This is a genomic window from Atopobium minutum 10063974, assembly GCF_000364325.1.
In the GTDB taxonomy this organism is placed as follows: domain Bacteria; phylum Actinomycetota; class Coriobacteriia; order Coriobacteriales; family Atopobiaceae; genus Atopobium; species Atopobium minutum.
In genome coordinates this window covers 101,779-126,806 of record NZ_KB822534.1, presented here as the reverse complement: position 1 = coordinate 126,806, position 25,028 = coordinate 101,779, and the positions used below count along the sequence as shown (strand labels likewise).

Sequence of the window (25,028 nt, the reverse complement as noted above, 5' to 3'; positions counted from 1 at the left end):
GGCCCTTTTCTCGTTTCTATTCAAGTCAGCTCTTGAGTATTTTCGATGACTTAGATCGCTTCAGCCTTCCGTTGTTTTCAAGGCCGCTCCGTCTCTCTTGCTATTCGGGTTACTAATCGAATAGCAAGAGCTGGCGGGTGGGTCTTGTCAGTGCCACATAGAGATTTTCTTTCGAGTAGGCCTTCTGATCTGAAGCCTTGGCAACAGCTACGCTGTCAAACTCGAGGCCTTTAATCAGAAGCACACGTGAAATCTTGAACGCGATTGGGCTTGACGTTCGAAATCGGTCGCTTGCCTTGACACGTTCAAAAATGGTCGTTGGATCTTCTCCTGTGGCTAAGTGTGTCCCAATGGCGAACGTAACGTCATTCCAGGCCTCTCGTCTGACAAGATGAGACCCGCAACATTTGCGGATGGAATCGCAGGCTTCCTTGAACCTCCCTCCACTGAAATCATAAGACGCAAACTGCAGTTTCTTAAGCATGGGAGCATAGTTCTTGCGCGCGTTCGTGGACATGTATCGGTCGAGCGGTCTGCCTTCTTGTAACGCGGAGAGAACTGGCTTATCAAGAACTTTCGAAAGAGATGAGTGACAATGAAGAGTGAACTCGGAAAACCATTTCGCCTTCGCCCCTGAATTGCCCTGAATGGGGAAAGACGACAACTGCTCTCTTGCGAACCTCCCTTCCACTTCCTCAACAAGCTCAAACGAACCAGCCAAGCGCTTCGACAGGTTTTCGGAATAAGCCAACGGAAGGTTGGGGCACAGTACTGCGGCGCTTCCGCATTTGCTCCGCATTGTGTATGCGTTATGGATTAGCTCCGATTGGGATTGGCCCGATGTGATATGTCTCACGTTGGGAATACCAAGCGTTTCGAAGTCCAAGCTCCTGCCAGCCATCAATTCTGGTCTTACGTATTCCAACAGCCACCTCCCTAAGTCGGGATTGGTCGTTTCCCAACGGTGGGGCTTAGGGTCAACGATTCCAATCGGGGCGAAAGAGGGCTCAACGTCCAGCTGCCAATCGGGAAATTGCTGGTGTCGGAAATTGAAGATGCGCTGCAGCCTGTCACCGAAAACGGCAACTGATCCGATTACATCGCGTAGGGCAATCGCAAGGCGATGCTGAGGCATATCACAGTCCTGATATTCATCTATGAGGATCAAGGAATAACTGGCCGATAAGACGGATGCAAACGCATCGCACGAGCATAGCTTTGCAGCTCCCATGACGCATCGGCTGTAATAATCAGGAGCGGTGCGCTCGATTTGGATATTGATTCCCGACAGAAGCGGATATGCACGTGAGACCTTCTCCGCCCAAGAACATATGGTTGCTACAGAGCATGCCGATTGATTAACTCCAAAACGACGAAGGCGGTTCTTGATGACGGTAACTCCCGCATTGGTATGGGTTAGGATCAGCGTTCTCTTCCCAAGATTGTCGGCAAGGCTCGCTACTGCGGCAATCAGCTGGGTCTTCCCCGTTCCAGCTGGCAGTTCGATGGAGCAGGGAGTTCCTAAGAGAATGCCAGATGCTAGCTCTTTGGTTGTGTTGTCTAAAACGTCCATTACTTCTCCGCTGGAAACGTATTTAGCAACTCATAAAAAGTCCTATACAAAGCAGATTGAACGAACCGTTCGTTTTCTAAAGCTGAGGAAATCAGCCATTCACCGAGCGCAATACTGGCAGGAATACTCTTGAACCAGCCTTTTCGCTTTCCGCTTTTTCTTGTAGATGAGACAACTAGAGCCTTTCTCACATCTTCTTCCGGTTGAGCACTCCATAGCTTTTCAGGCGAGAAAGGGTCGAAGGGGTCAAGATCATTGCGGGCAAAATCATCATTAATGCGTTCACGAGGAACTATCTCCTCATCGATCAAAAGGGCAAGAAGCTTGGAAATCAGCTCCTTATCCAACGCGTCGAATAACGCGTTTTCGGTTGACCAGCCGTCGGGCCATGAGAAAACCTGCACGCCAGATTGCTCGGCTCCTTCGAGTTTGGCGTTCGTTGCGGAATCGTCTGAATCCACAAGTAGAGCGACTCTGTATCCAAGGCCAGCAAAGTTCTGCGCTTTTGAAACCGCGTCGGACCCTCCGCCTCCTTGGCATAAGCATGTTCCAAGGGCAGCTAACGTAGGCTTACCTTGAAAGCGGGCCCTACCATCGCGATAGGCTGCAAATGCTCGATAGAGCCCTTCTTCGGTCTGACCCTCCACAACGACGATCGAACGGGCCAAAAATGGAGATGGGCTCGATCTATGGAGCCCTTCCAACTCCTCCGGCACAAAAACGCAGCTGGAATCTCCGCCTCGATTTGACAATATTGCGATTTCTGAAGCAGCGCAGCTTTCTACCGCATTGCTCGAGTGCGTGGTAAGGAAAACCTGCGAAATAGCCGCGTCTGCTTTCAGGGTTTCGATTAACCCGATAACACGGTGCGGTTCTAGCCCGCTCTCCACCTCATCGACTAAAAGCGTCGAGCTACCGATGGCGCCGAGCTTCTGTATTGCAAGACTCGTGAGCCGGCGAGTACCTAGTCCATAACGGTGGACGGGGACGCTTCCCGAATATAGGGCGAGCGAACCATAGCCGTCGCCTCTCGATGTATCGAGCCCTGGAACCATATTTGAATAACTCGCAGCGCCAAAAGCTTGCGCACCAGCCCTGATGTCGTCCAGTACACAGGCAAAATCATCTGGCATAGAAATGCTGCCCAATGCTTCTCGAGCGGCCTGGGTGGCGCCCTTCATGGCCGCTTCTGCTCCATCAGTGCCCCGCGACACCTTGCCTAGCGCCGAATTGCGCGACCAGCGAAGATGGGCGTCAACTCGTTCGTCAAGTTTGGATACGCCAAGTTTTCTTCTTGCGGAAGATTTAAATGCCGCAAGAGTTCCATCGGAACGAACAATCGACCACGTTGGCTCGAAATCAACATTGATTGAAAGCTCGACAACGAGGCACTGCTCACACCCGTCAAACGGTTCAGGAACAACCTTCCCGTCTTCAGAGATGCCCTGTAAGTAGAGCCCACAAGAGTCAATGGCCATTAGATCATCTGGAAGGTCGGTCAGGAGCGCGGTGATAACAATCGGCTTAGATTCGTCACTGTAATCGCTGAACGAAATAGGAAGGTTCCATCTGTCTCCAAGAAGCCAATCGAGTGCGTCTAGCACAGTCGTCTTTCCTGAATCGCCCGCACCTATAATGCATATAAGCTTCTTATCGGCCGGAATCGACCAGTTGAGTTTTTTGATTCCTCGAAAATTGTCGATTCTTAGGTTCCGGATAATCAAATCAATCCCCTTCGATAGATTTGGCGTTGGCCGCTTGGCTCCAATCGCGCACTGCGTGCTCGAGCGGGCCGCTACCCCTCGATATGGCGACATCCCAATGCTCGCAGTTGAGCAGAAGGAGTCGGTTCATGAACTCGGTGCCCGAAAAATCGAGTCTCGCAAACGGCGGAAATAGAGGGCCATTTGAAAAGACCGCAGCATACTCACTGCTCAGCGGCATATACGCGAGACGGAAATCATACGAGTCGTCCTCGGGTCCGATGATGAACATGGGCATCGACGCCGTGACGAACCCTGAGCCGACGGGTGCCCTAAGGATGGAGAAGCGCTTCTCAAGAAAAGTCTTTCGAATACGATTAACCGGCACATTATCATCGTTGGAGAAGAGCATGGTTGCGGCGGCGGCAAGCTCGACTACCGCTTGGGAATCCCCGCGCCAACCCGACCAATCGAGCAAGCCGAACTCATAGGGTGTCAGATGAACGTTTCTGAGCAGCTCTTCGGCAGCCTCGCGTGACCATTTTTGTCGGTATGCATGCTGATAGGATGGCGGACAATGATGTTTGCTGCCAGCTCGCAAACGGCGGCTTTCCCATCAGAATACCCTTCGCCTTCGGGCTGCCCTTCTTTCTGGCGTTCCAAAAAGCGATCATAAAGCGGTGCAATGCGGTTCTCGAACTCGGATAGCTTAACCTCGATGAGGTTCTGCGCATAGAATCTGTCTGTCGCATCGCCTGCCGCATCAGCATGCACGACTTCATAAAGATCGCGCATGCTGCAGAGGTTCTCGCAATTCGTGCGGAAGAAGGAGCTCTTCTGCCTGCTGTAAGCATGAAGTTGCCCAGAGGAATCCGCGAAATGGCGCAGGTAGAACTGCGGCACCCAGTGCTGCTTTCGCGTCATCTTTCCGGGCAGCTTCGACATCTCTAAGCCTTCACCGCCTCGTATTGGTAGGTCGTGCGCACGTTGTAGTGGAAGTCGCTTCCAAGATCCAGAGCCTCGAAGTGCTTCTTGGCGCAGCCGATCTTGATTTTCTCCGCGTCACGCAGGGCGGGTTCGCCGTTCTTGCCGCCCTTGGTCTCGGTCACGAAGTACACGCGGCGTTCGCCGTCGGCCTCCTCGACATACGCCCAGTCAGGGTTGTAGCTGCCAAGCGGCGTGTCAATCTTAAACGCCGAAGGGAGCTTGGCGAACACGAGCACCTCCTCCTGCTTGTCGAGAGCCTCGGCAAAGGAGCGCTCGACCCCCGCCGAGTCGTAGACCACGTAGTTGTACAGGCTCTTGCTCGCCATGTCCGGCTTCCATGCGTTCTGCCCGAGGTAGGCCGTGTAGTCGTCGAGCTCGAGGTCGCGCATGGTGTACCACTCGTCCTCAGGAAGGCGCACGTACTTGATGCCCTGGGCGATGAGGTCGTTCTTCACGCGGTTTATCTTGTCACCTACCTGCGCCAGGAAGGTCGCGGGGTCGACCTCGAACTCGTCGAAGCGGCTGCAGCCCTCGAGGATTGCCTTGATGGTGCCACGGGTGAGCCCAACGGCGTCCTGCAGCTCGGCGATGGGATCGGGAAGGTCGAATTTCACCTTTCCCAAAACGGAAACGACGGAGGTGCCCGTGCCCTCGGCGCTCACGCCCGCATCATCTATGTCCAGCGAGGCGCGCTCGCTCGTCACCTGGGGCGGGCGCACGGCGAGCATGCCGTCGACCGCCTCGATGGAACGCTCGATGAGCTTGCCGGAGTCGACCTCGACCTGGAAGCGCGTGCGCTGGCGGATGCGATCCCACAGGGCCTGGAACGCCGGGTCGAGCGTGACGTCCTTCTGCAGCTCGACCGAGACCTCCTTGGCCTTGTCGCGGATCTGGACCCTCTGGGACTTGTGGATTATGATCGCCTCGACCTGCTCCTTCGCCGGCTCGAGTTCGGCGGGGAGCTCCACCTTGCCCTCCTCGGCCGCCGCCTTCAACTCGGGCGTCACCGCGCCCTTGCCGTCGACCATGCCGGTCGCGACGAGGTGGTCATAGACCTGTTTCGACTTCTCGTAGCCCAGGCGCTTCTCGACGCCCTCGGGGGTCTTGACCGTGACCTTCGTGAAGCTCTCCGGGGTGATGACGCCGAACTTGAAGTCCTCCGCCTCGAGCTCCTTCTGCAGGCCGTTGGCGAAGTCGTCGTAGCTCTCGTTGGCGATGACGGTGAGCACGTTCGCCTCGGGGTCGTACAGGCGCTCGCCGTCCTGGTTCACGCACAGGCGCAGGCCGCGGCCGATCTTCTGGCGCTTGGTAAGGTTGTCCTTGGTCTCGACGAGCGTGCAGATCTGGAACACGTTGGGGTTGTCCCAGCCCTCCTTGAGCGCGGAGTGGCTGAAGACGAACGAGACGTCCTTGTCGGCGTCCTTGCCGTCCGGGAAGGAGATGAGCGTCTCCTTCTTCTGCATGATGAGCTCGAAGGCCCCAGCGTCGTCGGCGGTGCCGGCGGCTCCCTTGGAGTCCTTGAACTTGCCCTTCTTGTCCTTGGCGAAATAGCCCTGGTGCACGGCATGTGGGTCGCGCGCCAGCGGGGCGCCGACGGCCTCGTAGCACTCGAGCCAGGTACCCTTGCCGATTCCCGCCGCCTTGGCGACTCGCCTGGGCGCCTTCGAGTTCAGGGCCCCGGCGTACTCCTCCTCGAACATCTGGGCGTACAAGCCTCCGTGGACCTCGGGCTCGTAGACGCGGTAGCGGTCGACGCGGTCGATGAAGAAGAGCGAGAGCACCTTCACGCCGCGCGGCCACAGCTCGAACTGGCGGGCCAGGTGGTCCTCGATGGTGCGGCGGATCTGCGCGCGCTTGACGACCTCCTCGTTGACGTCGCCCAATGCCTCACCCAGCTCGAGCACCTCGCCGTTCTGGAACTCTATGAACTCGTCGCCCTCCGCGGCGCCGATGTTGTTGACGACCCAACCGTTCTCGTAGTCGCTGTTCTCGCGACTCTTCTGGTAGAGGTCCGCGCCGGTCTTCACAGTGACAGTCTTTCGCTTCTGCGTGCCGTCAGCCTGCCGCTCATCGATGGACACCTTGGCTGAGAACGGGTTCGACTTGACGGACTCGAGCCTCACGTACGCGCCGTTGAGGTTCGCCTCGGCCTTGATCGAGTCGACGCAGATACCCTTCACCAGGTGGCGCTCGAAGGCGTCGACCGGCGTGAGGCGGTAAATCATGTTGTAGGCCTGCTTGTGCGTGGCCGAATAGCGCAGCACGAACAGCGGGCTCAGGCTCTTGATGGCGGCTTTCGCTTGCTTGGTGTTGTCAACGCTCTGGGGCTCGTCGATGATGACGACGGGCTTGCAGGCGCTCACGAGCTCACGCGGGCTGAAGCCGCCGGTGAGCCTCTCGCTGGGACGGTGGAAGAGGTTGCCCTCCTTCGCGGTGCCGTCCTTCTCGAGGCCCTTGTTGAACGCATCGATGTTGATGACCATGACCTGGATGGAGCTCGACGTGGCGAAGTTGCCCACCGGCCCCATATCTTTCGAGTCGTACACGAAGTAGTCGAGAGGCGTGCGGTCGTAGAGCGTCTCGAAGTGCTTGCGCGTGGTCTGGAAGCTCTTAAGGACGCCCTCGCGGATGGCCACACTTGGCACGACGATGACGAACTTGGTGATGCCGTAGCGGCGGTTCAGCTCGTAGATGGAGCGGATGTACACATAGGTCTTGCCGGTGCCCGTCTCCATCTCGACGGTGAAGTCGCGCAGGCGTCCGTCGGTGAGGACGTCGGTTGCCGGGAGGCAGCCCTCTTCCTGCACGGAGTGCAGGTTGTCGAGGAGCTGGCCGGGTGCCACGCGGAGCTCGTTGCCGTGGCCAACCATGAGCTCGCCGATTGCCGTCTGGCCTTTGCGGCCGGAATCGGCGGAGAATACGCTGCAGGCGAATTGCTGTCCACGGAACAGGTCGCAGGTAGCCTCGATGGCCTCCAGCTGGTGCTGCTGATCAGATGAGAACTTGAACTCGAGTGCCGCCATGCTAGACCGTCCTCAATTCGATCTCGTAGCCCATGCGCTCGCCAGCGTGCTTGAAGATCTGCACGGCGTTGAGCTTGAGGGTGTCGTCGAGGACGGAGTCGAGGATGAGAACGCGTCTGGGCTCCATGTCGGCGATGGCCTCGAGCGCCTCGATGATGAGGCCTCGGGACATGCAGCAGACGAGCTCGTCGCACGCGACGGACCAGATGGGATAGCCCGCGGCGTCGAATTTCTCTACGGGCAACGTGAGCTCGAGGCCCCATTTGAGCATCATCTCAAAGACGATGTCCATATCGGAGCGATCGGGCTTGACCACGTCGAAGAGGAGCTGACCGGGCTCGGGCTTCTCAATACCGGAATTATCGAGCTTGAACACACGGAAGCCGATGTCGGGAAGCTGCTTGGGTTCCTCGCCAAGCTTGAGTTGACGGCTGGATTCCTCTAGCTCGGTTTTGATTTTGTCGCCTGCGCGGCGGATGCGTCCTTCGCCTATGTCGCAGAGAGTCTCATACCCGTCCTTGTAGGCGTCGCGTTTCGGGTCACAAGGCTCTGGAAGCTGGACAAGGATAAACCTATAGCGTTCATCTTTTCCAAGCTCCTGCAGGAACATGGCATGGGCGGTCGATGCTGAGCCTGAAAAGAAATCAAGAACAATATCACCAGTGCTTAGATTCGCGAGGGTTATCAGGCGCTGAAGTAGTTTCGTCGGTTTCGGTCCATCGAAATAGCCCTTTCCGTCAAATAGAGATACGAGCTCCTTGGCGCCTTCCTGACTGTGACCAACTTCTTTGTAAAACATGATTGAAGTTGGAGCCATTCCATCATATTTGAGCTCTGTTAGGAAACGCTTGATGCAAGGGACGCTGTCGCCGTTTGGGCCAAACCAAATGCGGTTATCCTGGAGTCTCTCGCGAAACGCGTTTCGCGAGAGCCTCCAGCAGCGTCCTGCTGGAGGCTCTACAACACGCCCCGAGGGCGTTGTGATTGGATAGTCGGAATCTGGGCTGTAAGTCTTTACACTGAGGTCGCTTGGCTTCCAAACGCCTCGAGGGTCGTTGTCTGGATTCTTGTAGCGGGCGTTTGCCTCGTCTGTCCTAGGCAGGCGTCCAATCACAAAGCGCTCAATGGATTTGGCGTATACGAGAACATAATCATGGCTATTTGAAACGTATTTGGCGTCATTCTTGGGTGAGTAAGCTCGTTCCCAGATTAGCTGAGAAACGAAATTTGCCTCTCCAAACACCTCGTCACAGAGGATGCGCAAATTGCGGTCTTCGTTATCGTCAATCGAGATGAAAATGACGCCATCGTCGGTTAGGAGCTCTCGAGCCAGTCTCAACCTAGGGTACATCATCGAGCACCAGTCGCTATGGTAGCGGCCACTTGTGTCGGCGTTGGACTGGCCGGCGAGTCCCGCCTGCTCCTTATAGTTATCGATAGAGTTGCCGAAATTGTCCTTGTAGACAAAGTCGTGGCCCGTGTTGTACGGGGGGTCGATGTAGATCATCTTGACCTTGCCGTGATAGCCGCGCTGCAGGAGCTTCAGCACCTCAAGGTTGTCGCCCTCGATGTAGATGTTGTCGGAGTCGAAAGAGCCGTCCTCGCCGTCGCGGCTACGGCTCTTTTCAATGCAAGGCCGAAGCGTTGCCGAGCTCGGGATTTGCGACTGGCGGATGGCGTCGGCCTTGCCTGGCCACGTGAACGCATAGCGCTCCTGGCCCTCGTCGACCTCGTCGCCAAGCTCCAGCCTCAGTTTGTCGAAGTCGATTCCGCCTTCAGTGAATACCTCCGGCATTAATTCCTTGAGCTTGTTCAGGCGGTCGTCTATCAGGTTTTCCGATCCAAGGTCAACCTTCTCGATGTCAGCCATTGCAGATCTCCTTTATCTCATCGGCGACCACTCTTAGGCGTCGCTCCTCTTCCTTCATTTCCATCCTCAGCTTTGCGGACTCGTTGAGCGTTATGTCTTTCGACCGTCGCTGCTCCTTCAATCCTTTGATGGAGGCTCCCAACTCATCGTAGCGCGATGCGAGGACAATCAGCTTCCCCCGGTCCTGAGCGGGGCATATGGGGTAGAATCCCAGACCGCTGATCGCGCGGGACAGTTTCACAGTGCGCGACAGGTCGAGCAGGTACTCCCAGAGGTCGCCCTGCGAGAGCAGCCCAAATGCCAGCGCGCCTAGGAAGTCCGCGTATTCCGGACGGTCAGGATCGAACGCGCCCGTCGACTCGATCCGGTCGACGACCGTCGCGCCCTGCTCGGCCTGGCTCTTCCGCGTGAGGGCGACCGATACGCATGCGCGGCCGCCCGCCTCGATCAGGAGTACCGTCGGGTTCGGGAAGCACTTGTGCACGAGTTCCGCCACCTCCGCCACCGCCATGGTCCCGGCCGCCAGCTCGCAGCGTAGGAAGACGATGCTCTGCACGTTGCGCTCATCGTCCTCGTACGGCGGGATGCGCGTCGTGGACTTCTGGACCGTGGCGAAGTGCTCGAGGCGCGCGACCTTGTCGAGCCTTCTCTGCTCGGCCTTGGTGAGCATGGCCTGCTTGACGAGAACCGTCTTAGGGATGCGGCGGAATCCGGCGAGCGCCGCTTCGGGCAAGCGCAGGATGTCGTTCCAGTCGACGCCGCTCATCGCAGCACCGCGAAACATACCAGCGAGTAGTCGTTGAAGCCCATGACAGTGCCGCTGCCGACCTCGCCCAGGCTGAACAGGCTCTCGATGCCCTTGTCCTGCTGCGTTCCGGTGATGGCCGCCACCACGTCGTCGAGCAGGTCGGTGTAGGCGTCCATCCTCGTCCCGTCGCGGGTCTCGCGGTTGAACTCACGGCATAGCTCGGCGATGGGCTCGGGGTGTCCCGAGCAGACGGCGCGCATGATGTCGAGTGCAGGCTTGGGCTGCGTGTGCTTCGTCATGACCTCGCCGTCGCCCGACACGTACACCACGTAGTACGGGAAGACGGGGTTCGTGTCCCTGGGGTCGTTGCCCTCGTCGTTCTGCTTGAGGCAGAAGACCACCCCCGGCTTCACGTCTCCGCGAAGCTCGTCGGGGATGGGGGCCACGGCGTGCAGGCCCGCCGGCGAGTTCTCCAGCGCGCCGGGATGTTCCTTGGCGTAGCGCTGAAGCTCCACGCGGAAGTCGTCGAAGGCGAAGTCCGTGATCGAGATGCCGCCCGAGATGTCCTCGAGGTCGAGCACCTCGCTCTTGAGCTGTTGGAGCTGCTGGCGGCGGTACTTGAGGTCGTTCATCTCGCCGTTGCCCTTCGCCTCCAGCACGTTCTCCTCGCCGGTGGCCGACGCGTCGAGCAGCGCCATGCGGCCCTTCACGCGGCCCTCCAGCTGGATGTACTCGTCGAGCGCGATGTCCGGCCAGAAGTTGACCAGCTGGATCTGCGCGTTCTTCGAGCCCAGGCGGTCGATGCGGCCGAAGCGCTGGATGATGCGCACCGGATTCCAGTGGATGTCGTAGTTCACCAGGCAGTCGCAGTCCTGCAGGTTCTGGCCCTCGGAGATGCAGTCCGTCGCGAAGACGACGTCGATCTCGCCGAGTGCTCTCTGGCTTTCTGGTAGCTCCTTGGAGACGGGAGAGAACCTCGCGAGGATGTTCTCGAAGGTGGTCCGAGGGAGCTTCAGCGAGTAGGTACGGTTGGAGCTGCCCGCAACCTCGGCGCACTCGATGCCGAGCTCGCGCTTCAACCAGGGAGCCAGCTGCTCGAAGAGGTACGCAGTCGTGTCGGCGAACGCGCTGAACACCAGCACCTTGCGGTTGCCGGGGTTGTACGGCTCGCTGACCTTGCCGGCGATGAAGTCGCGCAGCTTCACGAGCTTGGCGTCGCGCTCGGGCGTCACCGCATCGGCGTAGGCGAGCAGGGCGCGGAGCACCTGTATGTCGAAGTCGAGGTCCTGGCCCAGGCGCAGGGCGTCGACGTCTCGCAGGTCGACGCGCACCTTGCCGCCGGCCTCGAACTCCTCGGCATCGTCGTCGTCGAATCCGTCCTCGAGGCCCTCGGTGCCGTAAGCTACTCCCGAGGCGTCGGCGTCGAGCCTCGCGCGCAGGTCGACGCAGCCGTCGAGGATGCGGCGCAGCGTGATGCGGAAGCTGTTCACGGAGGACTCCATGCGCTTGAGGACGTTGATGCGCATGAGGTTGGCCACCGCCGTCGTGCGGTGGACCTGGCTCTCGAAGTCCTTGCCCCACGTGTCCCCGTAGCGGTCCTCGTACTTGCGGCGCTGGTCGGCGCGCACGTACGAGAGCACCTGGTACTGGGCGAACGTGAGCTGCGCGATCATGTCGTTGAGCTCCGCGATCGGCGGCAGCTCGCCGTCCAGGTCGATGGGCGTCTGGAACGACAGGGGCGGCCGGCGCGCCGGGAAGGTCCCGCTCGCGGCGCCGTAGTACTTCGTGATGTGCTTGCGGCTTCGCGCGATGGTCAGCACGTCGAGCAGCTTGAAGTAGTCGGCGTTCACCGCGTTCACGAAGCTCTCGGTCGTGCGCTCGGAGTCGGAGAGCTTGCTCCACTCGTTGAACCTCTGCTGGGCGACGCGCGTCACGTGGGTGATCGACGGGATGCCGTCGGTATCGGCGAGGTACGCGTCGTCACCCTCGGTGATGAGCTCGATCTGGTTTCGCAGGTCGAGCAGGCGGTTGTTCACCGGGGTGGCGGAGAGCATGAGCACCTTGGTGCGCTGGCCCGACTTGATGACGTCCTCGATCAGGCGCGTGTAGCGGTCGGTCTTGTCCGCGTCGGTGCTCTTGTTCCTGAAGTTGTGGCTCTCGTCGATGACGAGGAGGTCGAAGTGCCCCCAGCGCAGGTGCTCGAGGTCCACCTCGCCGCTCATGCCGTGGTAGCGCGACAGGTCGGTATGGTTGAGCACCGTGTAGCTGAAACGGTCGTCCGCCAGCGGGTTGCGGTCGTCGTTGTCCTGGGTCCACAGGGTCCAGTTATCCCGCAGGCGCTTCGGGCACAGCACGAGGATGCGGTCGTTGCGCTCCTGGTAGTACTTCATGACGGCGAGCGCCTCGTAGGTCTTGCCCAGGCCCACAGAGTCGGCGATGATGCAGCCCTTGTACTTCTCCAGCTTGCGGATGGCGCCCACGACTGCGTCCTTCTGGAAGTCGTAGAGCTTGTTCCAGACCACGGACTCCTCGAACTTGAGGCCGGGGCGGATGCCGTTGTCCTCGTCGTCCTCCATGAAGTCACGGAAAAGGTGGTAGAGCGTTAGGAAGTACACGAACTCGGGCGGGTTCTCGCGGTAGAGCGTCTCGACCTGGGCGGCCACCTGCGCGGTGACCTCCTCGACCATGGCGGGGTTGTCCCAGACCGACTCGAACATCATCTTGAGGCCGACTGCCTCGGTCGCGTTCTCGAAATGGCTCACGCAGGTTACGGTTCCCGGGCGGCGCTCGTAGCCGAGGCCCTCCTGCGTGAAGTTCGCGGCGGCGCCCATGAAGGCGTGGTCGTCGCCGGAGGGGTTCTCCACCACGTACGTGCCGCCCGGCTGAATGGCGCCGGACGTCTTGGCGGACTTGAAGATACCCTTCTCGCGGATCCATTCGGCGCATTCGCGGGCGAGCGCGCGCTGGTTGAGGTTGTTGCGCAGCGTGAGCTCGAGCCCCGAGCCGCCGACGCCGACCTCGCGCGCACGGCGGGCGACCTCGAACTCGCGCGGCTCCTTCGAGTCGGCCATGCGCTTGATGAAGGTGGGCTCGCTGAACAGGAAGCGCACCTCGTCGACCTTGGAGAGCTCCTCCTTGAGCTCCCCGTAGGCGAACACGGTGAAATACGAGCTGATTATCGACAGCTTCGCGCCGTCGTCGATGGATTCGCCGAGGGCGTCTCCCAGGCGCTCGGCTCCGACGTTGTTTAGCGACTTCACGCCTCTATGCCCCCTTCTTCGCGAGCTCTTCGATCATGCACGTGCGAACGAAGGCGGAGAAGCTCATGCCACGGAGAGTGGCCTCCTCCTTTGCCGCGTCGCGCAGAGTGTCGGGAATGCGCAGGGTCACGGAGACTTGATCGCCGTTCACCAGGAAGCTCCTGATCTCCGTCTCGTCGGGATTGCTCTTGATGAGTTCCTTGTAACCGTCAGACATCTGCGCTCCCATCGCTCAAAATGCAATACAAATGCGTTTAAGATATTATAATGCAACAGTACGCCACAGCATTAGGGGTGCTTGAACAGCCGATGACTCGGCTTTATGTGAGGGTAAATGGTAGAAGGAGCTTCTCGCAGATTCCAATGCAAGCATCGACTCGATTCCCTTCAAATTAGGATTTGTCTACCCGAGCAATTTCAGCGTGATGTTTAAACGCGCGACTGGGAAAAGTCCAAACGAGTGGGGGGAGGGGGAGGCAAAGCTCTAATCAAGGGGTTTTTACGGTTTGCAAGTTCGTTCCATTGGCATCAGGGTAATAGATTTGATACATATGGACACCGTGACTACTGTGACTACTTAGAGTTTCACTATAGAGCATTATCCAGCCGGTTGGTACAGCAAATAAATCGCCAGCATTGAAAAACGCATCACTTCAAATATAGAAGTGATGCGTTTACTAAAGGGATATATTTACGAGAATCGCTAGGACGGAGTAATTGCTACCCCTCCATTAGCTGTTGCAGTAGGGGCAAGGCTTCTTCCCCTTGATACGGGATGCAACCGTTGCAGTCCATGTGTGGTTGGGGTCGGCTGAGCAAACCCACATGGGAGTAAATCTGAGCTGGCCGTAGGGCTTTGTGTTCCATGGGCTTACTGGGTTGTCCGGACTCCATTCCCTTGCAAGATCTGGATATTTCCAGGCGAGTGATCCCATGATCTTGCCACAATGCGGACAGCGATTATTCATGCGGAGTTCCCTACTACGTACGGTATCGGTCCATTCGTGACTGCAGGCAATACAGCGCCACAGCACCTTGCGTTTACTGCCGCTCTTTACAGTTTCGGGGGTGTAACGTGGTCCATCGACTGCTTGTATCCATTCTTCTGCGAGTTCGGGGTTAGTTTCTCTAAGGCAGTTCCCGCTGCTCTTGATGGATTCGAGAGCAGTCTCTGCCTTCGCTCGCTCGTTGGGGTCGTACGAGTTTTTCGCCAGCCATGCATTGAGCCCAGTAGCCCCTGGAGTTCTTGGAGCTACGTTTCGCTGCTCTAATGGTGTTGTCGGCTTCCTGTCTTCATGGCCAAACAAGACACCGCCGCCCTTCTTTCCACCACAGCCACATCCGAAGTGAATGTCTCCAAGTCGTTCAGCTACCTGCCGACCACATGCTTTGCACTTCACAACGAGCACATCATCGCTAGCCCTTTTACCATGCAGTAGATCGACGAGATCAAATCCGTGTTTATTCGCTAGCGACTCCGCCTCCAGCCAAGATTTATCCTTCTTTGAATATATGACGCCTTGCTCGATAAGGTCTTGGCGAGAAAAGCCTTGTTCGATGAGCTTTCTGACAGACTCATCATAGATATTGTTTGACCGTCCATATCAGCCCATCCAATAACAGGCCCTACAGACCTGCTCTCCAACATCGTTCTTATGGAGGATGTATCTGAGGCAGTAGTGAGCTTCCGTTCCGCATCTGACGCAAGAAGTATAAAGCCAATCGTTCTTGCGGTATTTTCCTTCGGCGTTGTACGACTGCATCAACCGTAGCCCCGCTTGTTGAAGAATTCCATCCAGCTGTTTGTCAGTGAGCTTCATGCGTATTCTCCTATCGGTATCACATCGTTTAGGTCAATCTTCTCTTCACTGGTTTAAATCTGCGGTTTCCTCTTCTTCATTTCGATAGGTTTGACTTGGTGAAATCCCAAAATGTTTCTTATATAACCTACTGAAGTATAACGGATCTTGATAGCCTACATCCCGAGCAGCCTCTGTTACCGAATGTCCCTTCAGCAGCAAAGCTGCTGCTTTTTTCAATCTCAATCGGATGAGATAATCAATGGGACGAATATGATATATTTTATTAAACTTATAAGAAAAGTGTGACACATCCATCTGGGCTACCGCTGCTAAATCTGCCAGTCTTAGATTGTTAGGATACGAAGTCTCCATGAATTCAATTGAGTCTGCAATCTGTAAAAGTTCTTGATTGATATGCGTATATCCAAAAGAGCTCAAAATCAATTGTTGGGCGATTACAGTTCGTTGAATCTGATCATCCCAATTTGCACGTTCTACACTCGTTTTTAAACGATTTAACAGCTCTATGGAATTGTTATCCTTTGGCGATGGAATTTCATAAACCATGTTCATGATATCGCTGACACCATGCCAAGGAATTTCTGGGTCATAGTAAATATTTAGATGTACAAACGGTTCTTTTGAGCTTACTTCAAACGTAATCTTTTGATTTTTTGTGCCATGAATAATCAGATGAGGCATTGCATGGAACGTGTGATGATTAAACGAAATAGATGCGCTGCCTTCTAGTGGATAGATAAACGCACTATGCGTTGTGTCATACGAAATAGTTTTCCCAGGTTCTTTCGTCTGAAGAGAGATGCCAGTAATCAATAATTTACGGCTGGTATATTCTTTTTGACAAGCAACCAAAAAGTCTTTTTTCTCCATAGCCGCGACTCTTTTCTAGACAAGTTTAGTACATGGATATTTTATTACATAATTATCCATGTTTTTCTACTTTTCTACATTCAAAACACTGCTTTGTACCTTTATGATTTCACAAAGGTTAGCCAAATCTAACTAATTACTCATGAGGGGAATGAACTATTTCTCATGACAGTGAGATCAAAGCGTGATATAGCATTTCCATATCTAGTGCTATTTCTCTGCATAGGCTTAGTGATTTCTTTGTTTGTTGCCGTATCACTCGGTGCAGTTAAGATCAACCTAAGTGATACCTACCAGATAATTACCTATCAACTATTTCACATTGGAAATATCGATCAGTTTGCTAAATCGACGATTGCAATCGTATGGAATATGCGCAGCCCACGAGTCATCATGGGGCTTATCGCCGGTGCCGGCCTTGCTCTGTGTGGCACGGTAATGCAGACAACAGTGAATAATCCCATCTCGGAACCGTATATATTAGGTATCTCTGCAGGAGCAACCTTTGGTGCAACGCTGCTGATTATCCTTGGGATAAAATCTTTTATCGGGTTTGGTGCCTTTATTGGTGCGGTTGTTGCAACTGCTGCTGTGATCGCGATTGCCTCTATCGGAAAAAAGCTTACAACAACAAGTCTTGTGTTGGCTGGCGTCGTCGTGAATGCTTTGTTTACTTCTATTTCCAACTTCATTATTTCTGTCGGTGCTAATTCCGATAGCATAATGTCCATAAAATTCTGGACGATGGGATCTCTCACAAGTTCTTCTTGGGACAGCATCCTATTGCCGTTTATTCTCGTTCTGGTTGCCTTACTCTTTTTCTTAACGCAATACCGCGTCATGAATGCGATGTTAATGGGAGATGAGGTTGCAATAACCTTAGGTATCTCACTGCACGTATATAGATTGATCTACATGCTCGTTATTTCCTTTATAACAGGCATCTTGGTTTCTAGTTGCGGCATTATTGGTTTTGTCGGCTTAATTACTCCGCATATCGCAAGAGCGCTTGTCGGAACCAATCACAAAAAGGTGCTCCCCATTTCTGTTATGTTAGGAAGCCTTTTTATTATTTGGGCTGATGTTTTGGCTCGCTGTCTGTTACCTGATGCCGAGTTACCTATCGGAATTTTTACTGCGCTTGTGGGTGCGCCGTTCTTTGTTTACATCGTAATTAAAAACCAAAAAGGTCGCTAACTATGGACGTAACTTGCAAAGATGTGTGCTATTCCATCAGAGATAAAAACATATTAGACCATGTTTCGCTTACGGTGGACAAGCAGCGCTTTGTTGCTGTTCTTGGCCCCAATGGCTGTGGAAAGACAACCCTGTTAAAGAACATTTATAGAGTTCTCAAAAAGGATTCTGGTCAGATTAAATTTGATGATACGGACATTGATGATATGCGCTTGAAAGAAACGGCCAAGAAAATTGCCGTGGTCGCACAATTTAATGAAATCAATTTTGATTGCACGGTCAAAGACATGGTCCTTCTCGGGAGAACTCCGCATATTCCATTTATGCAATCGGAGACTCACAAGGACTATGAAATTGTGGAAGACGCGCTCAAAAAAGTTGATATGCACGATAAGGCCAACCGCTCGTATCTGTCTTTATCGGGAGGAGAAAAACAGCGGGTTGCTTTGGCGCGTGCTATTGCCCAACAGCCAAGCTTGTTAATCCTTGACGAGCCCACCAACCATTTGGACATTCGATACCAAATCGAAATCCTACAGATTGTCAAAGATTTACACATTAACGTTCTCGCGGTTTTACACGATATCCAATTGGCGTGTAGATATTCGGATTATATCTACCTGATGAAGAAAGGAACCATGGTATATGAGGGACCACCTCAAGCCACGGTAACTGAACAGTCGATGCGTGATGTATATGGCATCGACTGCAACATTACCTGGTCACCTGATCAGCAAGCATTAATAGAGTATATCTGAAAGGAACAGATATGAAGAAAATAGTAGGCACCGCCCTCGCTACGGTATTGGCGCTTTCCCTGGTTGGTTGTGGTAATAAGCCCGCGACATCCCAAAAGGACAATGAAGCAGCTACGACACAAAGCGCGGCTGAAACAAAATATCCTTTAACAGTTGCAACCTACGATGGTGACGGCAAAGAGATTGAACAAACCTTTGAGAAGGCACCTGAGCGTGTTGTTACAAACAATCTTTCTGCTACTAAGATCATGATTGACCTAGGCCTGCAGGACAAGATTGTTGGCATGCTCAATCCAGACAACGCAGTTACCGATAGCTACGCCAAAGCGATTGAGGAGATTCCTCACATTGGAGATAAGATGACGGCGTCCCAGGAAGTGGTTCTTTCCTACAATCCCGACGCAATTATCGGCAGGACTTTGATGTTTTCAGATAAGTTTTTGGGAACAGTAGATAGCTGGAACCAAAATGGGGTCAGTGTCTATACGCAAAAGGCTTCTGTATCCAACATGGAGCAGAGCCTCGATACTGTTGTCGAAGACGTCAGGAACATCGGTACTATCTTTAACGTTCAAGATAAGGCCAATGAATACGCAGATAAATTGCAAGAAAGAATTGATGCTGTTCTTGCAAAGCACAGCGATAAGAACGCAGAAAAGAAAGGCGCACTCCTTATGGTTGGGTATAACGATGAGACCTACGGAGCTTTTAAGTCTCCCTTGCAGGAAAGCATTCTTAACGTGCTTGGTTATACCAATGTTGCTACTGGAACATCTGGGCTAACGCTTGAGAACCTCGTAACTTCTAATCCTGATCTTATTATCTATGTGACGTCTGACCGTAATCAGAAGTTGGATGCAACGGCTGTAGATCTGATGAAGAACAATGCCGTGCTTGCTGATGTGCCGGCTATTAAAAACAATAAGATCATGACAATCTCTTACGATGAGCTTATGGATTACGGTCCATCCGTGATTGATGCCCTTGAAGATATCGACGCGTTCTTGAATAAATAACGTAATGCCTATTACCACAAAGATATCTTTACCTCAGAGCTATGACTCAAAGCTTGCATATCCGCTCATTCTCTTGAACGATGGAGGGCTACAGCATTTAGAAGCTTTAAAAGATAGAGTGATACTTGTAGGGTTGATTCCCGAGAATAGGCTATCTGATTACACACCTTGGGCGACACGCGCAATCAGGCCAGGCGCTGAAGACTTTGGTGGAAAGCTGGATGAATATCACAACGAGCTATTCAATTTTGTTTTACCAGAGATTCAAGCAAAGTATCACGTTAACCAGCACCAGATTGTATATGGCGGGCATTCTCTAGGTGGTCTAGCAGCAATATATAGCCTGTATCAGACAAACATTCCTACGAGGATATTCTCTGTCTGCGGGTCATTTTGGTATCCAGGGTTTGTTTCATTCTGTAGGAACAATCCGGTCAAAAACCAGCATGCTCATGTCTATCTGCATAACGGGAAGAGTGAAGGTTCTAAGCACAATAACATTCTAGCTACTGCAGTTCAATGTGCGGAACAGGTTCATTCTTATCTAAGCGAGCAGGTGGATGATTGTGCTTCTGCGTTTGATGGATACGGACACCACGGGCATGTAAAAGCTCGCGATAAGGCTTTAGCCGGTTGGCTGGAACAACAACTTAGTTGTTTGTAGCTTTGTAAGTAAGCTATTCGAAATGTAGGCGCGTCACTTTGAACCTTGAAGTGGCGCGCTTGCTCAATATTTTGATGCTATTAGACAGGGAGTGGTGTGTCCGAGAAATCGGCGCACCACTTTGCGTAGAAGTACAAAGCTTGGATGCCTAGGCTAGTTGCCTATATATGTGCCAACGAATAGCGGAGCTTTACTTTGTGAGAAAAGAGCGAAGGCAAACGGTCTATCAAACACGAGCCTAATGGGAGGTGGCGGAAACTCTGGTGGTATGCCAGCGACGGCAACTAACAGAGTAAATGCAGAACCCTCTACTCCGTTAGGATCGAGCTTGAATTTGGAGCTCTGAGTCACAGAGTCGAGCATGATGTCAGCTTTCGTAATACCTTTGAGCTGAGCCTTGGGAGTGAACACTCGGCGCACGCCCATCGAGTACATAATTTCTTTAAGTTTGAGTGTCTCTGTTGTTAACTCGAATTCCGGTACGGTGAGTTCTATTCCGTCCTCAGGGTATTCGTTATTCTTGTTTGTGATACAACTCGAGATGGTTTTCCATGCTGCGCCAGACTCGATAAATTCGTCAATACCATCTATTGCTGTGGGCATTGTGAACACTACATATGCGCCAGAATCCATCTGCCAAGAGACAGCGATTCCTTTGTTGTTCACATCGGTTAGCATACCTGCGTTGGAGCCGAAGCCTGTCATCATAGTGACCTGTGAAGATGACTCTCTGCCATGGAAGATTTTGTTTTCCTCATGGTTATCAAGGCGATCAATCCAGGTGTCTTTGAAGTCGAGCGCGCTTATGATTGTGAGGGTCGTTTGGGGGTTGCAGTTAGGCGCATTGGAGAACTTTCCACCAGTGTTTTCGGAAAGCCATCTATCCATTTGCTCTTTGGTTTTTGCGCTGCCAAAGTTGGCGGCGAAGGTGCTGCTGTTGAGGAGTTTTAGGGAGTTTATGTACTCATCGCGTAGGGGAGCCCTTTGCTTGTCGGCCCAGACTGAAGTGCCGATGTGGAATCGGTAGTTGTCTGATACATAGTACAACGGCTTCTTGAACAAAGATGACTGTGCAGCCGTACGACCTTCCTTGCCTCCGAGTACAGTGTCGATTTCGGTGAGCGTTTCGCCTTCGGCGCCTCTTGCGAGTGTTTCGAGCGCTACCTGTAGGCATGCTGGCGAGATGACAAAGCTACTCTTTTTGTATAGCCGAACTCGAGCAGCTGTGCGGCGATGGAGTAGAGGCCAGATTTGAGCGTCTTGGGATTTTCGTTGCTTTTATGCACGTTCTGCTCCGAAATTATATGAGAATAGCTACTGGGATAATACGGACAACAGAAAGAGTGTTAAAGCTCTCTTTCTATCATTACTTACATAAACTGAAACCAAATTGGGTGACCTGTTTCCATTGCCTTGGTACAAAGCCTCTGCGTACATAAAAGAGCAACGTGTTCTACCCAATAGCTAAGATTCCAGGTACCAAACTTATTGAAATCAGTTTTGAACCATTCGATATTCCTACGCTCCTCATCCGTCAGTTCATTGAATCTCTTTTGGATGACCTTCAAAACGGTTGGGGCACAATCAGCGGGATAGAATCCATAATAAGGATCTCCTTGTGGCTCTACCTTTGCTTCCTTAAAAATATCCTGAAATTCATCTATAACGGAACTTGAGCGGATCGCCTTGATAAACACGCCTCGTTCGTGTTCACAAAGGTGTTCCATCCGATCCATAAACTCATAGTACCCCATCCCAAATTTCTTGCGAACCGCTTCATCTGAGAAGGGGCCATTCGATATCTCGCTGAAAGATCTGGATGAGAGCCAACCTTCCGCATCGATGTAAAGGTCTTCATATGGAACGGGATAGTTAATAAGCTTTCCCTATTCATAGCAAGTGCATCTTACAAATGCAAAGCCATCCATCGTCAATCCTTCTGTTTACTTTTTCTTTAATCTTAATGGATCTTACTATACGCTCATCATAGCAGCACGACGGGAGTGCAGAGCACGTTCCTGCTCATCGTTGAAGTCAGCAATGATCCTGTCAAGTGCAGTCACAGCCTCCTGTTTATCGTGAGGCAAGTTTGCCTTGAAGTAGATGCTACTTGCTGCGGTACCGGAATCAACCACAATTTGGTTGTCCAAGTTTGCGATAAGTTCACGCATTTCCTGCAAACGTTCCTTCTCGGTAGCCTCCGTGAACTCACCTGAAAGCATTTGGTCATAGAGCTTTGTTCCTGGTAGAACGGATACGTTCGTGTAAATCATGTAATACGGATGAATCTGATTGAAGACTTCCGCACTCTTCCGGGCGCTTTCCACCAACTTGCCTGCCCCGAGCAGGCCGCCTAGATAGATCATGCGATATGTCAATCCGGCCTTGTCGAGCTTTTGACATTCGCGCACGATATCGACGGCTGTGTAGCCCTTGTTTACAAAGGTCAGCGCTTCGTCATCGCCTGTCTCGATACCGATCATGACTTCGTCTATGCCGTGTTCCTTTATGGCGCGCAGGTCATCGATGGATTTGCGGCGGAAGTCATTAATGCGCGCATAGGTGCTTACACGCGCCTGGGGGTAATACGTGCGGAATAAGTCGCCCAGCTCTATGAGGCGTTTCGTTGGAAGGGCAAAAGGGTTTCCGCCCGAGGCCCAGATCTTGTGTACGTGAGGTAGCTGCTGCTTGGCTTCCTTCAGCTGTTCTTCGACTTGCTCATTTGAGGCAATCCATAGCGGTGTATCCTTATAGAAGTTGCAAAACGTGCATCTATTGTGCGTGCATCCAGCAGTTACCTCGATAAACAGACTGTCAGCGTCGGTTTGGGGTCTAACAATAGGTCCGTGCCATTCCATGGTGCTTCTCCTTTTTATGTAAAGTGTTGGCAGGGTAGTGCGCTTCCTTGGAGTGCTTTATACCCGAATATATCTATACTTTTCGATATGTCAATATATTTTATTGACAATTCGAAATATCACGATATGATGGAACCATGAAAAACATAGTGGACATATTCAAAGCACTTTCTAACGAGAAACGCCTGCAAATTCTGGAATGGTTACGTGATCCCGCGTCCAACTTTCCTCCTCAGGGTCTGCATATTCCCGAAGGGGATAGTTTTGATAACAGCGTTTGTGTGGGTTCGATTTGCGAGAAGTTAGAGGCATCGCAATCAACTACCTCGCATTATCTTGATATGTTGCAGCGAGCGGGTCTTCTCGAATCGCAGCGCTTTGGCAAGTGGACGTATTATCGTCGTAACGAATCTGCGCTAGCAGAGTTGGCACGCTTTGTTGGGGAAGAGCTGTAGGTATAAACGCTCCGCTCTGGGCACGGGCTCTCTTTGCTGTGGCTCGCCTTGCTGTATGAAGTATTTTCTCGTCATATATATCGATATTTTTAGTTATATAGATATGAAAGGAGTTTGGTATGAGAATTGATGAACCGATCAAAGTAGGCCAACTGAAGCTTGCCACACGCCTTGTAGCTCCACCCATGGCTACACAGAGTACTGAAGCTGGTGTTCCTGGTCAGGCGACCATCGACCACTATCGAGCGTTTGCAGCTAATCCGCAGATTGGTCTTATTATCACTGAACACAGCTACGTAAGTACTCAGGGCAAAGCCGACCCTCACCAGATGTCATTTGCTGACGATTCGGTGATTCGCGATCAGACCCGTCTGATGCATGCGGTACATGCCGAAAACCCCGCCATAAAACTATTCGCGCAGATAAACCATGCTGGATTCAACACGTCTGAGGCTATCACCGGGCAGACGCTTGTGTCAGCTAGCAGGCTACGTGGCCGAGGAAGAGAAAGCCGAGCGCTCTCAATAGCGGAGATAGCTCAAATCGAGGACGCATTTGCTGCGGCAGCACGACGCGTGAAGGCCGCCGCATACGACGGCGTGGAGATTCATTCTGCCCATGGTTACCTGCTTAACCAGTTCTATTCTCCGCTTACGAATGATCGTGGCGATGCGTACGGACCTCAGAGTCTCCAGAGCCGCATACGTTTTTTGGTTGAGACGGTGCGCAAGGTACGCGCGGCCGTGGGTGATGACTTTCCTATTGCGGTGCGTCTGGGAGGTAGCGACTACGCAGACGGCGGAAGCACGATTGACGATGCAGTAGCCGCCGCACAGATGTTGGAGTGCGAAGGTGTTGACTTGATTGATCTTTCGGGTGGAATGTGCATATATATGCGGCCGGGCCATCAGGAACCAGGCTGGTTTTCTGACCTATCAATCGCTGTGAGTCAGGTTGTGCAGGTGCCTGTAATGCTTACGGGCGGAGTTCGCACGCCCGATCAAGCTCAGCAGTTACTCAATGACGGCGCGGCCGACCTTATCGGCATAGGACGTGCACTTCTGCGAAATCCATGTTGGGGCATGTAAGAAGCCATGCAGAAAGTCAGGTAGAAGAGCAAACGGAAAAAGAAGAATTTTGCCGATAACGGCAATAAGTTTTCCATTTATACTATAATAGCTCCATTAGGTTTTTGCCGATAGGGAGGTGGAGCTCGGTGGCATATCTTTCTGTTGCTGAGATTGCCAAGCTTTGGGGTATATCCAAAAGGAGCGTCCGCAATTATTGCGCTCAGGGTCGGGTGCCGGGTGCATTCCTCACAGGAAAAACTTGGAATATTCCTGCTGATGCAGCAAAACCCGCTCGCTCAAATGCAAAAGTATCAAAAGTATCCACGATAAGCCCAATATTCATGCGTCTTTACGAGGAAAAAGCGTCAAAAATTAAAGGTGGCATCTATCATAAAGTCCAGGTAGAGCTAACCTATAACTCAAACCATATTGAAGGAAGTAGGCTTTCCCTCGATCAGACGCGCATGATCTTTGAGACTGCAACCTTCATCAACGAAGGCGAGCTTATTCGTGTAGATGATATCGTAGAAACTCAGAACCACTTTCACGCCATTGACTATATTATTGACCATATGCAAGACCCGGTTTCCGAAGCTATGATCAAAGAGCTTCATTACATTCTAAAAACCGGAACAACAGATGCCTCGAAAGAGTGGTTTGCCGTCGGAGAGTACAAGCGTTTGCCCAATGAGGTTGGGGGTAGACAAACCACTAGTCCAGAAAATGTTGCTAAGGAAATGAAGCAGCTCTTAGAAGCGTATGATCCTCGTGCACAACATGTTCTAGAAGACATTATCGACTTCCACGTGCGCTTTGAGCGAATTCACCCTTTTCAGGATGGCAACGGCCGCGTAGGAAGACTTGTTATGTTTAAAGAATGCCTTGTTAACAATGTGGTTCCGTTTATCATTGCTGATGACATGAAATTCTTCTACTATCGCGGACTGGTTAAATGGGATAACGAAAAAGGATATCTCACAGATACGTGCCTTGCAGCACAGGATAGGTTTAAGACTATGCTTGATTACTTCCGAATTGCATACTCTGAAGACGAGAGAGTGTCTACCCTTGATAGGGACTGAGTCCATCTGAGGCTATTAGCGTATTTCCTATCAAATCTATTAAGGTAGGAGAGCTACCTTTAATCTGCGTA

General features: G+C 52.8%; 21 protein-coding genes and 1 pseudogene. 8 read left to right on the top strand and 14 right to left on the bottom strand.

Annotation, left to right across the window (positions count from 1 at the left end; genetic code table 11):
• Positions 1–112: 112 nt before the first annotated feature.
• Genes HMPREF1091_RS07320 through HMPREF1091_RS07280 form a run of 9 tightly spaced genes read right to left on the bottom strand, consistent with a single transcriptional unit; the run spans position 113 to position 13,381 of the window.
• Positions 113–1,573, bottom strand: a complete 1,461-nt coding sequence (locus HMPREF1091_RS07320; protein WP_002564171.1) for a UvrD-helicase domain-containing protein — start codon at positions 1,571–1,573, stop codon at positions 113–115.
• Positions 1,573–3,297: an ATP-dependent nuclease gene (locus tag HMPREF1091_RS07315; protein WP_035424262.1), complete on the bottom strand. Its 1,725-nt coding sequence runs from the start codon at positions 3,295–3,297 to the stop codon at positions 1,573–1,575. Before HMPREF1091_RS07315 ends, HMPREF1091_RS07320 begins: the two co-directional genes overlap by 1 nt.
• A gap of 1 nt (position 3,298) precedes the next feature.
• Positions 3,299–3,754 (bottom strand): hypothetical protein, encoded by a 456-nt coding sequence (locus tag HMPREF1091_RS08355; RefSeq protein WP_035424260.1) that lies wholly within the window; start codon positions 3,752–3,754, stop codon positions 3,299–3,301.
• 17 nt (positions 3,755–3,771) lie between these two features.
• On the bottom strand, positions 3,772–4,221 hold the full coding sequence (locus HMPREF1091_RS07305) for a DUF4238 domain-containing protein (protein WP_035424258.1): 450 nt from the start codon (positions 4,219–4,221) through the stop codon (positions 3,772–3,774).
• 2 nt (positions 4,222–4,223) lie between these two features.
• Positions 4,224–7,286, bottom strand: coding sequence for a type III restriction-modification system endonuclease (locus HMPREF1091_RS07300; RefSeq protein WP_002564168.1), 3,063 nt, complete (start codon positions 7,284–7,286; stop codon positions 4,224–4,226).
• Between the two features lies 1 nt (position 7,287).
• Positions 7,288–9,156 carry a site-specific DNA-methyltransferase gene (locus tag HMPREF1091_RS07295; RefSeq protein WP_002564167.1) on the bottom strand — a complete coding sequence of 623 codons (1,869 nt, stop codon included), beginning with the start codon at positions 9,154–9,156 and terminating at the stop codon, positions 7,288–7,290.
• Positions 9,149–9,922, bottom strand: a complete 774-nt coding sequence (locus HMPREF1091_RS07290; protein ID WP_002564166.1) for a DUF4391 domain-containing protein — start codon at positions 9,920–9,922, stop codon at positions 9,149–9,151. The genes HMPREF1091_RS07295 and HMPREF1091_RS07290 overlap by 8 nt, the downstream gene beginning before the upstream one ends.
• On the bottom strand, positions 9,919–13,164 hold the full coding sequence (locus HMPREF1091_RS07285) for a helicase-related protein (protein WP_002564165.1): 3,246 nt from the start codon (positions 13,162–13,164) through the stop codon (positions 9,919–9,921). Before HMPREF1091_RS07285 ends, HMPREF1091_RS07290 begins: the two co-directional genes overlap by 4 nt.
• A 4-nt stretch (positions 13,165–13,168) precedes the next feature.
• Complete coding sequence (locus HMPREF1091_RS07280) at positions 13,169–13,381, bottom strand: YlcI/YnfO family protein (protein ID WP_002564164.1); 213 nt, start codon at positions 13,379–13,381, stop codon at positions 13,169–13,171.
• Positions 13,382–13,517: 136 nt separating this feature from the next.
• Here HMPREF1091_RS07280 and HMPREF1091_RS08585 point away from each other — a divergent pair.
• Positions 13,518–13,652: pseudogene (locus HMPREF1091_RS08585) on the top strand (helix-turn-helix domain-containing protein); the annotation flags it as partial.
• Between the two features lie 243 nt (positions 13,653–13,895).
• Here the strand turns inward: HMPREF1091_RS08585 and HMPREF1091_RS08525 are convergent.
• Together HMPREF1091_RS08525 and HMPREF1091_RS07265 are read right to left on the bottom strand one after the other, a co-directional pair.
• Positions 13,896–14,564 carry a zinc-ribbon domain-containing protein gene (locus HMPREF1091_RS08525; protein ID WP_255345449.1) on the bottom strand — a complete coding sequence of 223 codons (669 nt, stop codon included), beginning with the start codon at positions 14,562–14,564 and terminating at the stop codon, positions 13,896–13,898.
• A gap of 465 nt (positions 14,565–15,029) precedes the next feature.
• Positions 15,030–15,857 (bottom strand): helix-turn-helix transcriptional regulator, encoded by an 828-nt coding sequence (locus HMPREF1091_RS07265; RefSeq protein ID WP_002564161.1) that lies wholly within the window; start codon positions 15,855–15,857, stop codon positions 15,030–15,032.
• Positions 15,858–16,022: 165 nt separating this feature from the next.
• Between HMPREF1091_RS07265 and HMPREF1091_RS07260 the strand changes: the two genes are divergently transcribed.
• The 4 genes from HMPREF1091_RS07260 to HMPREF1091_RS07245 are packed head-to-tail and all read left to right on the top strand — an operon-like array spanning position 16,023 to position 19,492.
• Complete coding sequence (locus HMPREF1091_RS07260) at positions 16,023–17,054, top strand: FecCD family ABC transporter permease (protein WP_002564160.1); 1,032 nt, start codon at positions 16,023–16,025, stop codon at positions 17,052–17,054.
• A gap of 2 nt (positions 17,055–17,056) precedes the next feature.
• On the top strand, positions 17,057–17,812 hold the full coding sequence (locus HMPREF1091_RS07255) for an ABC transporter ATP-binding protein (protein ID WP_002564159.1): 756 nt from the start codon (positions 17,057–17,059) through the stop codon (positions 17,810–17,812).
• Positions 17,813–17,823: 11 nt separating this feature from the next.
• On the top strand, positions 17,824–18,828 hold the full coding sequence (locus HMPREF1091_RS07250) for an ABC transporter substrate-binding protein (protein ID WP_002564158.1): 1,005 nt from the start codon (positions 17,824–17,826) through the stop codon (positions 18,826–18,828).
• 4 nt (positions 18,829–18,832) lie between these two features.
• On the top strand, positions 18,833–19,492 hold the full coding sequence (locus HMPREF1091_RS07245) for an alpha/beta hydrolase-fold protein (protein WP_002564157.1): 660 nt from the start codon (positions 18,833–18,835) through the stop codon (positions 19,490–19,492).
• A gap of 153 nt (positions 19,493–19,645) precedes the next feature.
• Here HMPREF1091_RS07245 and HMPREF1091_RS07240 read toward each other — a convergent pair whose 3' ends face one another.
• From HMPREF1091_RS07240 to HMPREF1091_RS07230, 3 genes are all read right to left on the bottom strand, one after another.
• Positions 19,646–20,677: a serpin family protein gene (locus tag HMPREF1091_RS07240; RefSeq protein WP_231289409.1), complete on the bottom strand. Its 1,032-nt coding sequence runs from the start codon at positions 20,675–20,677 to the stop codon at positions 19,646–19,648.
• A 185-nt stretch (positions 20,678–20,862) separates the two neighbouring features.
• Positions 20,863–21,228, bottom strand: a complete 366-nt coding sequence (locus tag HMPREF1091_RS07235; RefSeq protein ID WP_155887842.1) for a hypothetical protein — start codon at positions 21,226–21,228, stop codon at positions 20,863–20,865.
• Between the two features lie 237 nt (positions 21,229–21,465).
• Positions 21,466–22,350, bottom strand: a complete 885-nt coding sequence (locus HMPREF1091_RS07230; RefSeq protein WP_002564153.1) for a radical SAM protein — start codon at positions 22,348–22,350, stop codon at positions 21,466–21,468.
• Positions 22,351–22,487: 137 nt separating this feature from the next.
• On the opposite strand from HMPREF1091_RS07230, the gene HMPREF1091_RS07225 reads away from it, so the two are divergent.
• The 3 genes from HMPREF1091_RS07225 to HMPREF1091_RS07215 all read left to right on the top strand — a co-directional run bounded on the left by HMPREF1091_RS07225 (position 22,488) and on the right by HMPREF1091_RS07215 (position 24,957).
• Entirely contained in the window at positions 22,488–22,805 is a 318-nt protein-coding gene (locus tag HMPREF1091_RS07225; RefSeq protein ID WP_002564152.1) for an ArsR/SmtB family transcription factor, read from the top strand.
• A gap of 119 nt (positions 22,806–22,924) precedes the next feature.
• The gene (locus HMPREF1091_RS07220; protein WP_002564151.1) at positions 22,925–23,893 is read left to right on the top strand and encodes an NADH:flavin oxidoreductase; all 969 of its coding nucleotides are present in this window, start codon (positions 22,925–22,927) and stop codon (positions 23,891–23,893) included.
• Between the two features lie 128 nt (positions 23,894–24,021).
• The gene (locus HMPREF1091_RS07215) at positions 24,022–24,957 is read left to right on the top strand and encodes a Fic family protein (RefSeq protein WP_002564150.1); all 936 of its coding nucleotides are present in this window, start codon (positions 24,022–24,024) and stop codon (positions 24,955–24,957) included.
• The last annotated feature ends 71 nt before the right edge of the window (positions 24,958–25,028 follow it).

What these genes read in the sequence shown, in the direction of transcription:
- HMPREF1091_RS07320 (WP_002564171.1), bottom strand. Translation starts at nt 1,573, where the DNA reads ATGGACGTTTTAGACAACACAACCAAAGAGCTAGCATCTGGCATTCTC.
- HMPREF1091_RS07305 (WP_035424258.1), bottom strand. Translation starts at nt 4,221, where the DNA reads ATGTCGAAGCTGCCCGGAAAGATGACGCGAAAGCAGCACTGGGTGCCG.
- HMPREF1091_RS07300 (WP_002564168.1), bottom strand. Translation starts at nt 7,286, where the DNA reads ATGGCGGCACTCGAGTTCAAGTTCTCATCTGATCAGCAGCACCAGCTG.
- HMPREF1091_RS07295 (WP_002564167.1), bottom strand. Translation starts at nt 9,156, where the DNA reads ATGGCTGACATCGAGAAGGTTGACCTTGGATCGGAAAACCTGATAGAC.
- HMPREF1091_RS07290 (WP_002564166.1), bottom strand. Translation starts at nt 9,922, where the DNA reads ATGAGCGGCGTCGACTGGAACGACATCCTGCGCTTGCCCGAAGCGGCG.
- HMPREF1091_RS07280 (WP_002564164.1), bottom strand. Translation starts at nt 13,381, where the DNA reads ATGTCTGACGGTTACAAGGAACTCATCAAGAGCAATCCCGACGAGACG.
- HMPREF1091_RS07265 (WP_002564161.1), bottom strand. Translation starts at nt 15,857, where the DNA reads ATGGAGAAAAAAGACTTTTTGGTTGCTTGTCAAAAAGAATATACCAGC.
- HMPREF1091_RS07260 (WP_002564160.1), top strand. Translation starts at nt 16,023, where the DNA reads ATGACAGTGAGATCAAAGCGTGATATAGCATTTCCATATCTAGTGCTA.
- HMPREF1091_RS07255 (WP_002564159.1), top strand. Translation starts at nt 17,057, where the DNA reads ATGGACGTAACTTGCAAAGATGTGTGCTATTCCATCAGAGATAAAAAC.
- HMPREF1091_RS07250 (WP_002564158.1), top strand. Translation starts at nt 17,824, where the DNA reads ATGAAGAAAATAGTAGGCACCGCCCTCGCTACGGTATTGGCGCTTTCC.
- HMPREF1091_RS07245 (WP_002564157.1), top strand. Translation starts at nt 18,833, where the DNA reads ATGCCTATTACCACAAAGATATCTTTACCTCAGAGCTATGACTCAAAG.
- HMPREF1091_RS07235 (WP_155887842.1), bottom strand. Translation starts at nt 21,228, where the DNA reads ATGGATCGGATGGAACACCTTTGTGAACACGAACGAGGCGTGTTTATC.
- HMPREF1091_RS07230 (WP_002564153.1), bottom strand. Translation starts at nt 22,350, where the DNA reads ATGGAATGGCACGGACCTATTGTTAGACCCCAAACCGACGCTGACAGT.
- HMPREF1091_RS07225 (WP_002564152.1), top strand. Translation starts at nt 22,488, where the DNA reads ATGAAAAACATAGTGGACATATTCAAAGCACTTTCTAACGAGAAACGC.
- HMPREF1091_RS07220 (WP_002564151.1), top strand. Translation starts at nt 22,925, where the DNA reads ATGAGAATTGATGAACCGATCAAAGTAGGCCAACTGAAGCTTGCCACA.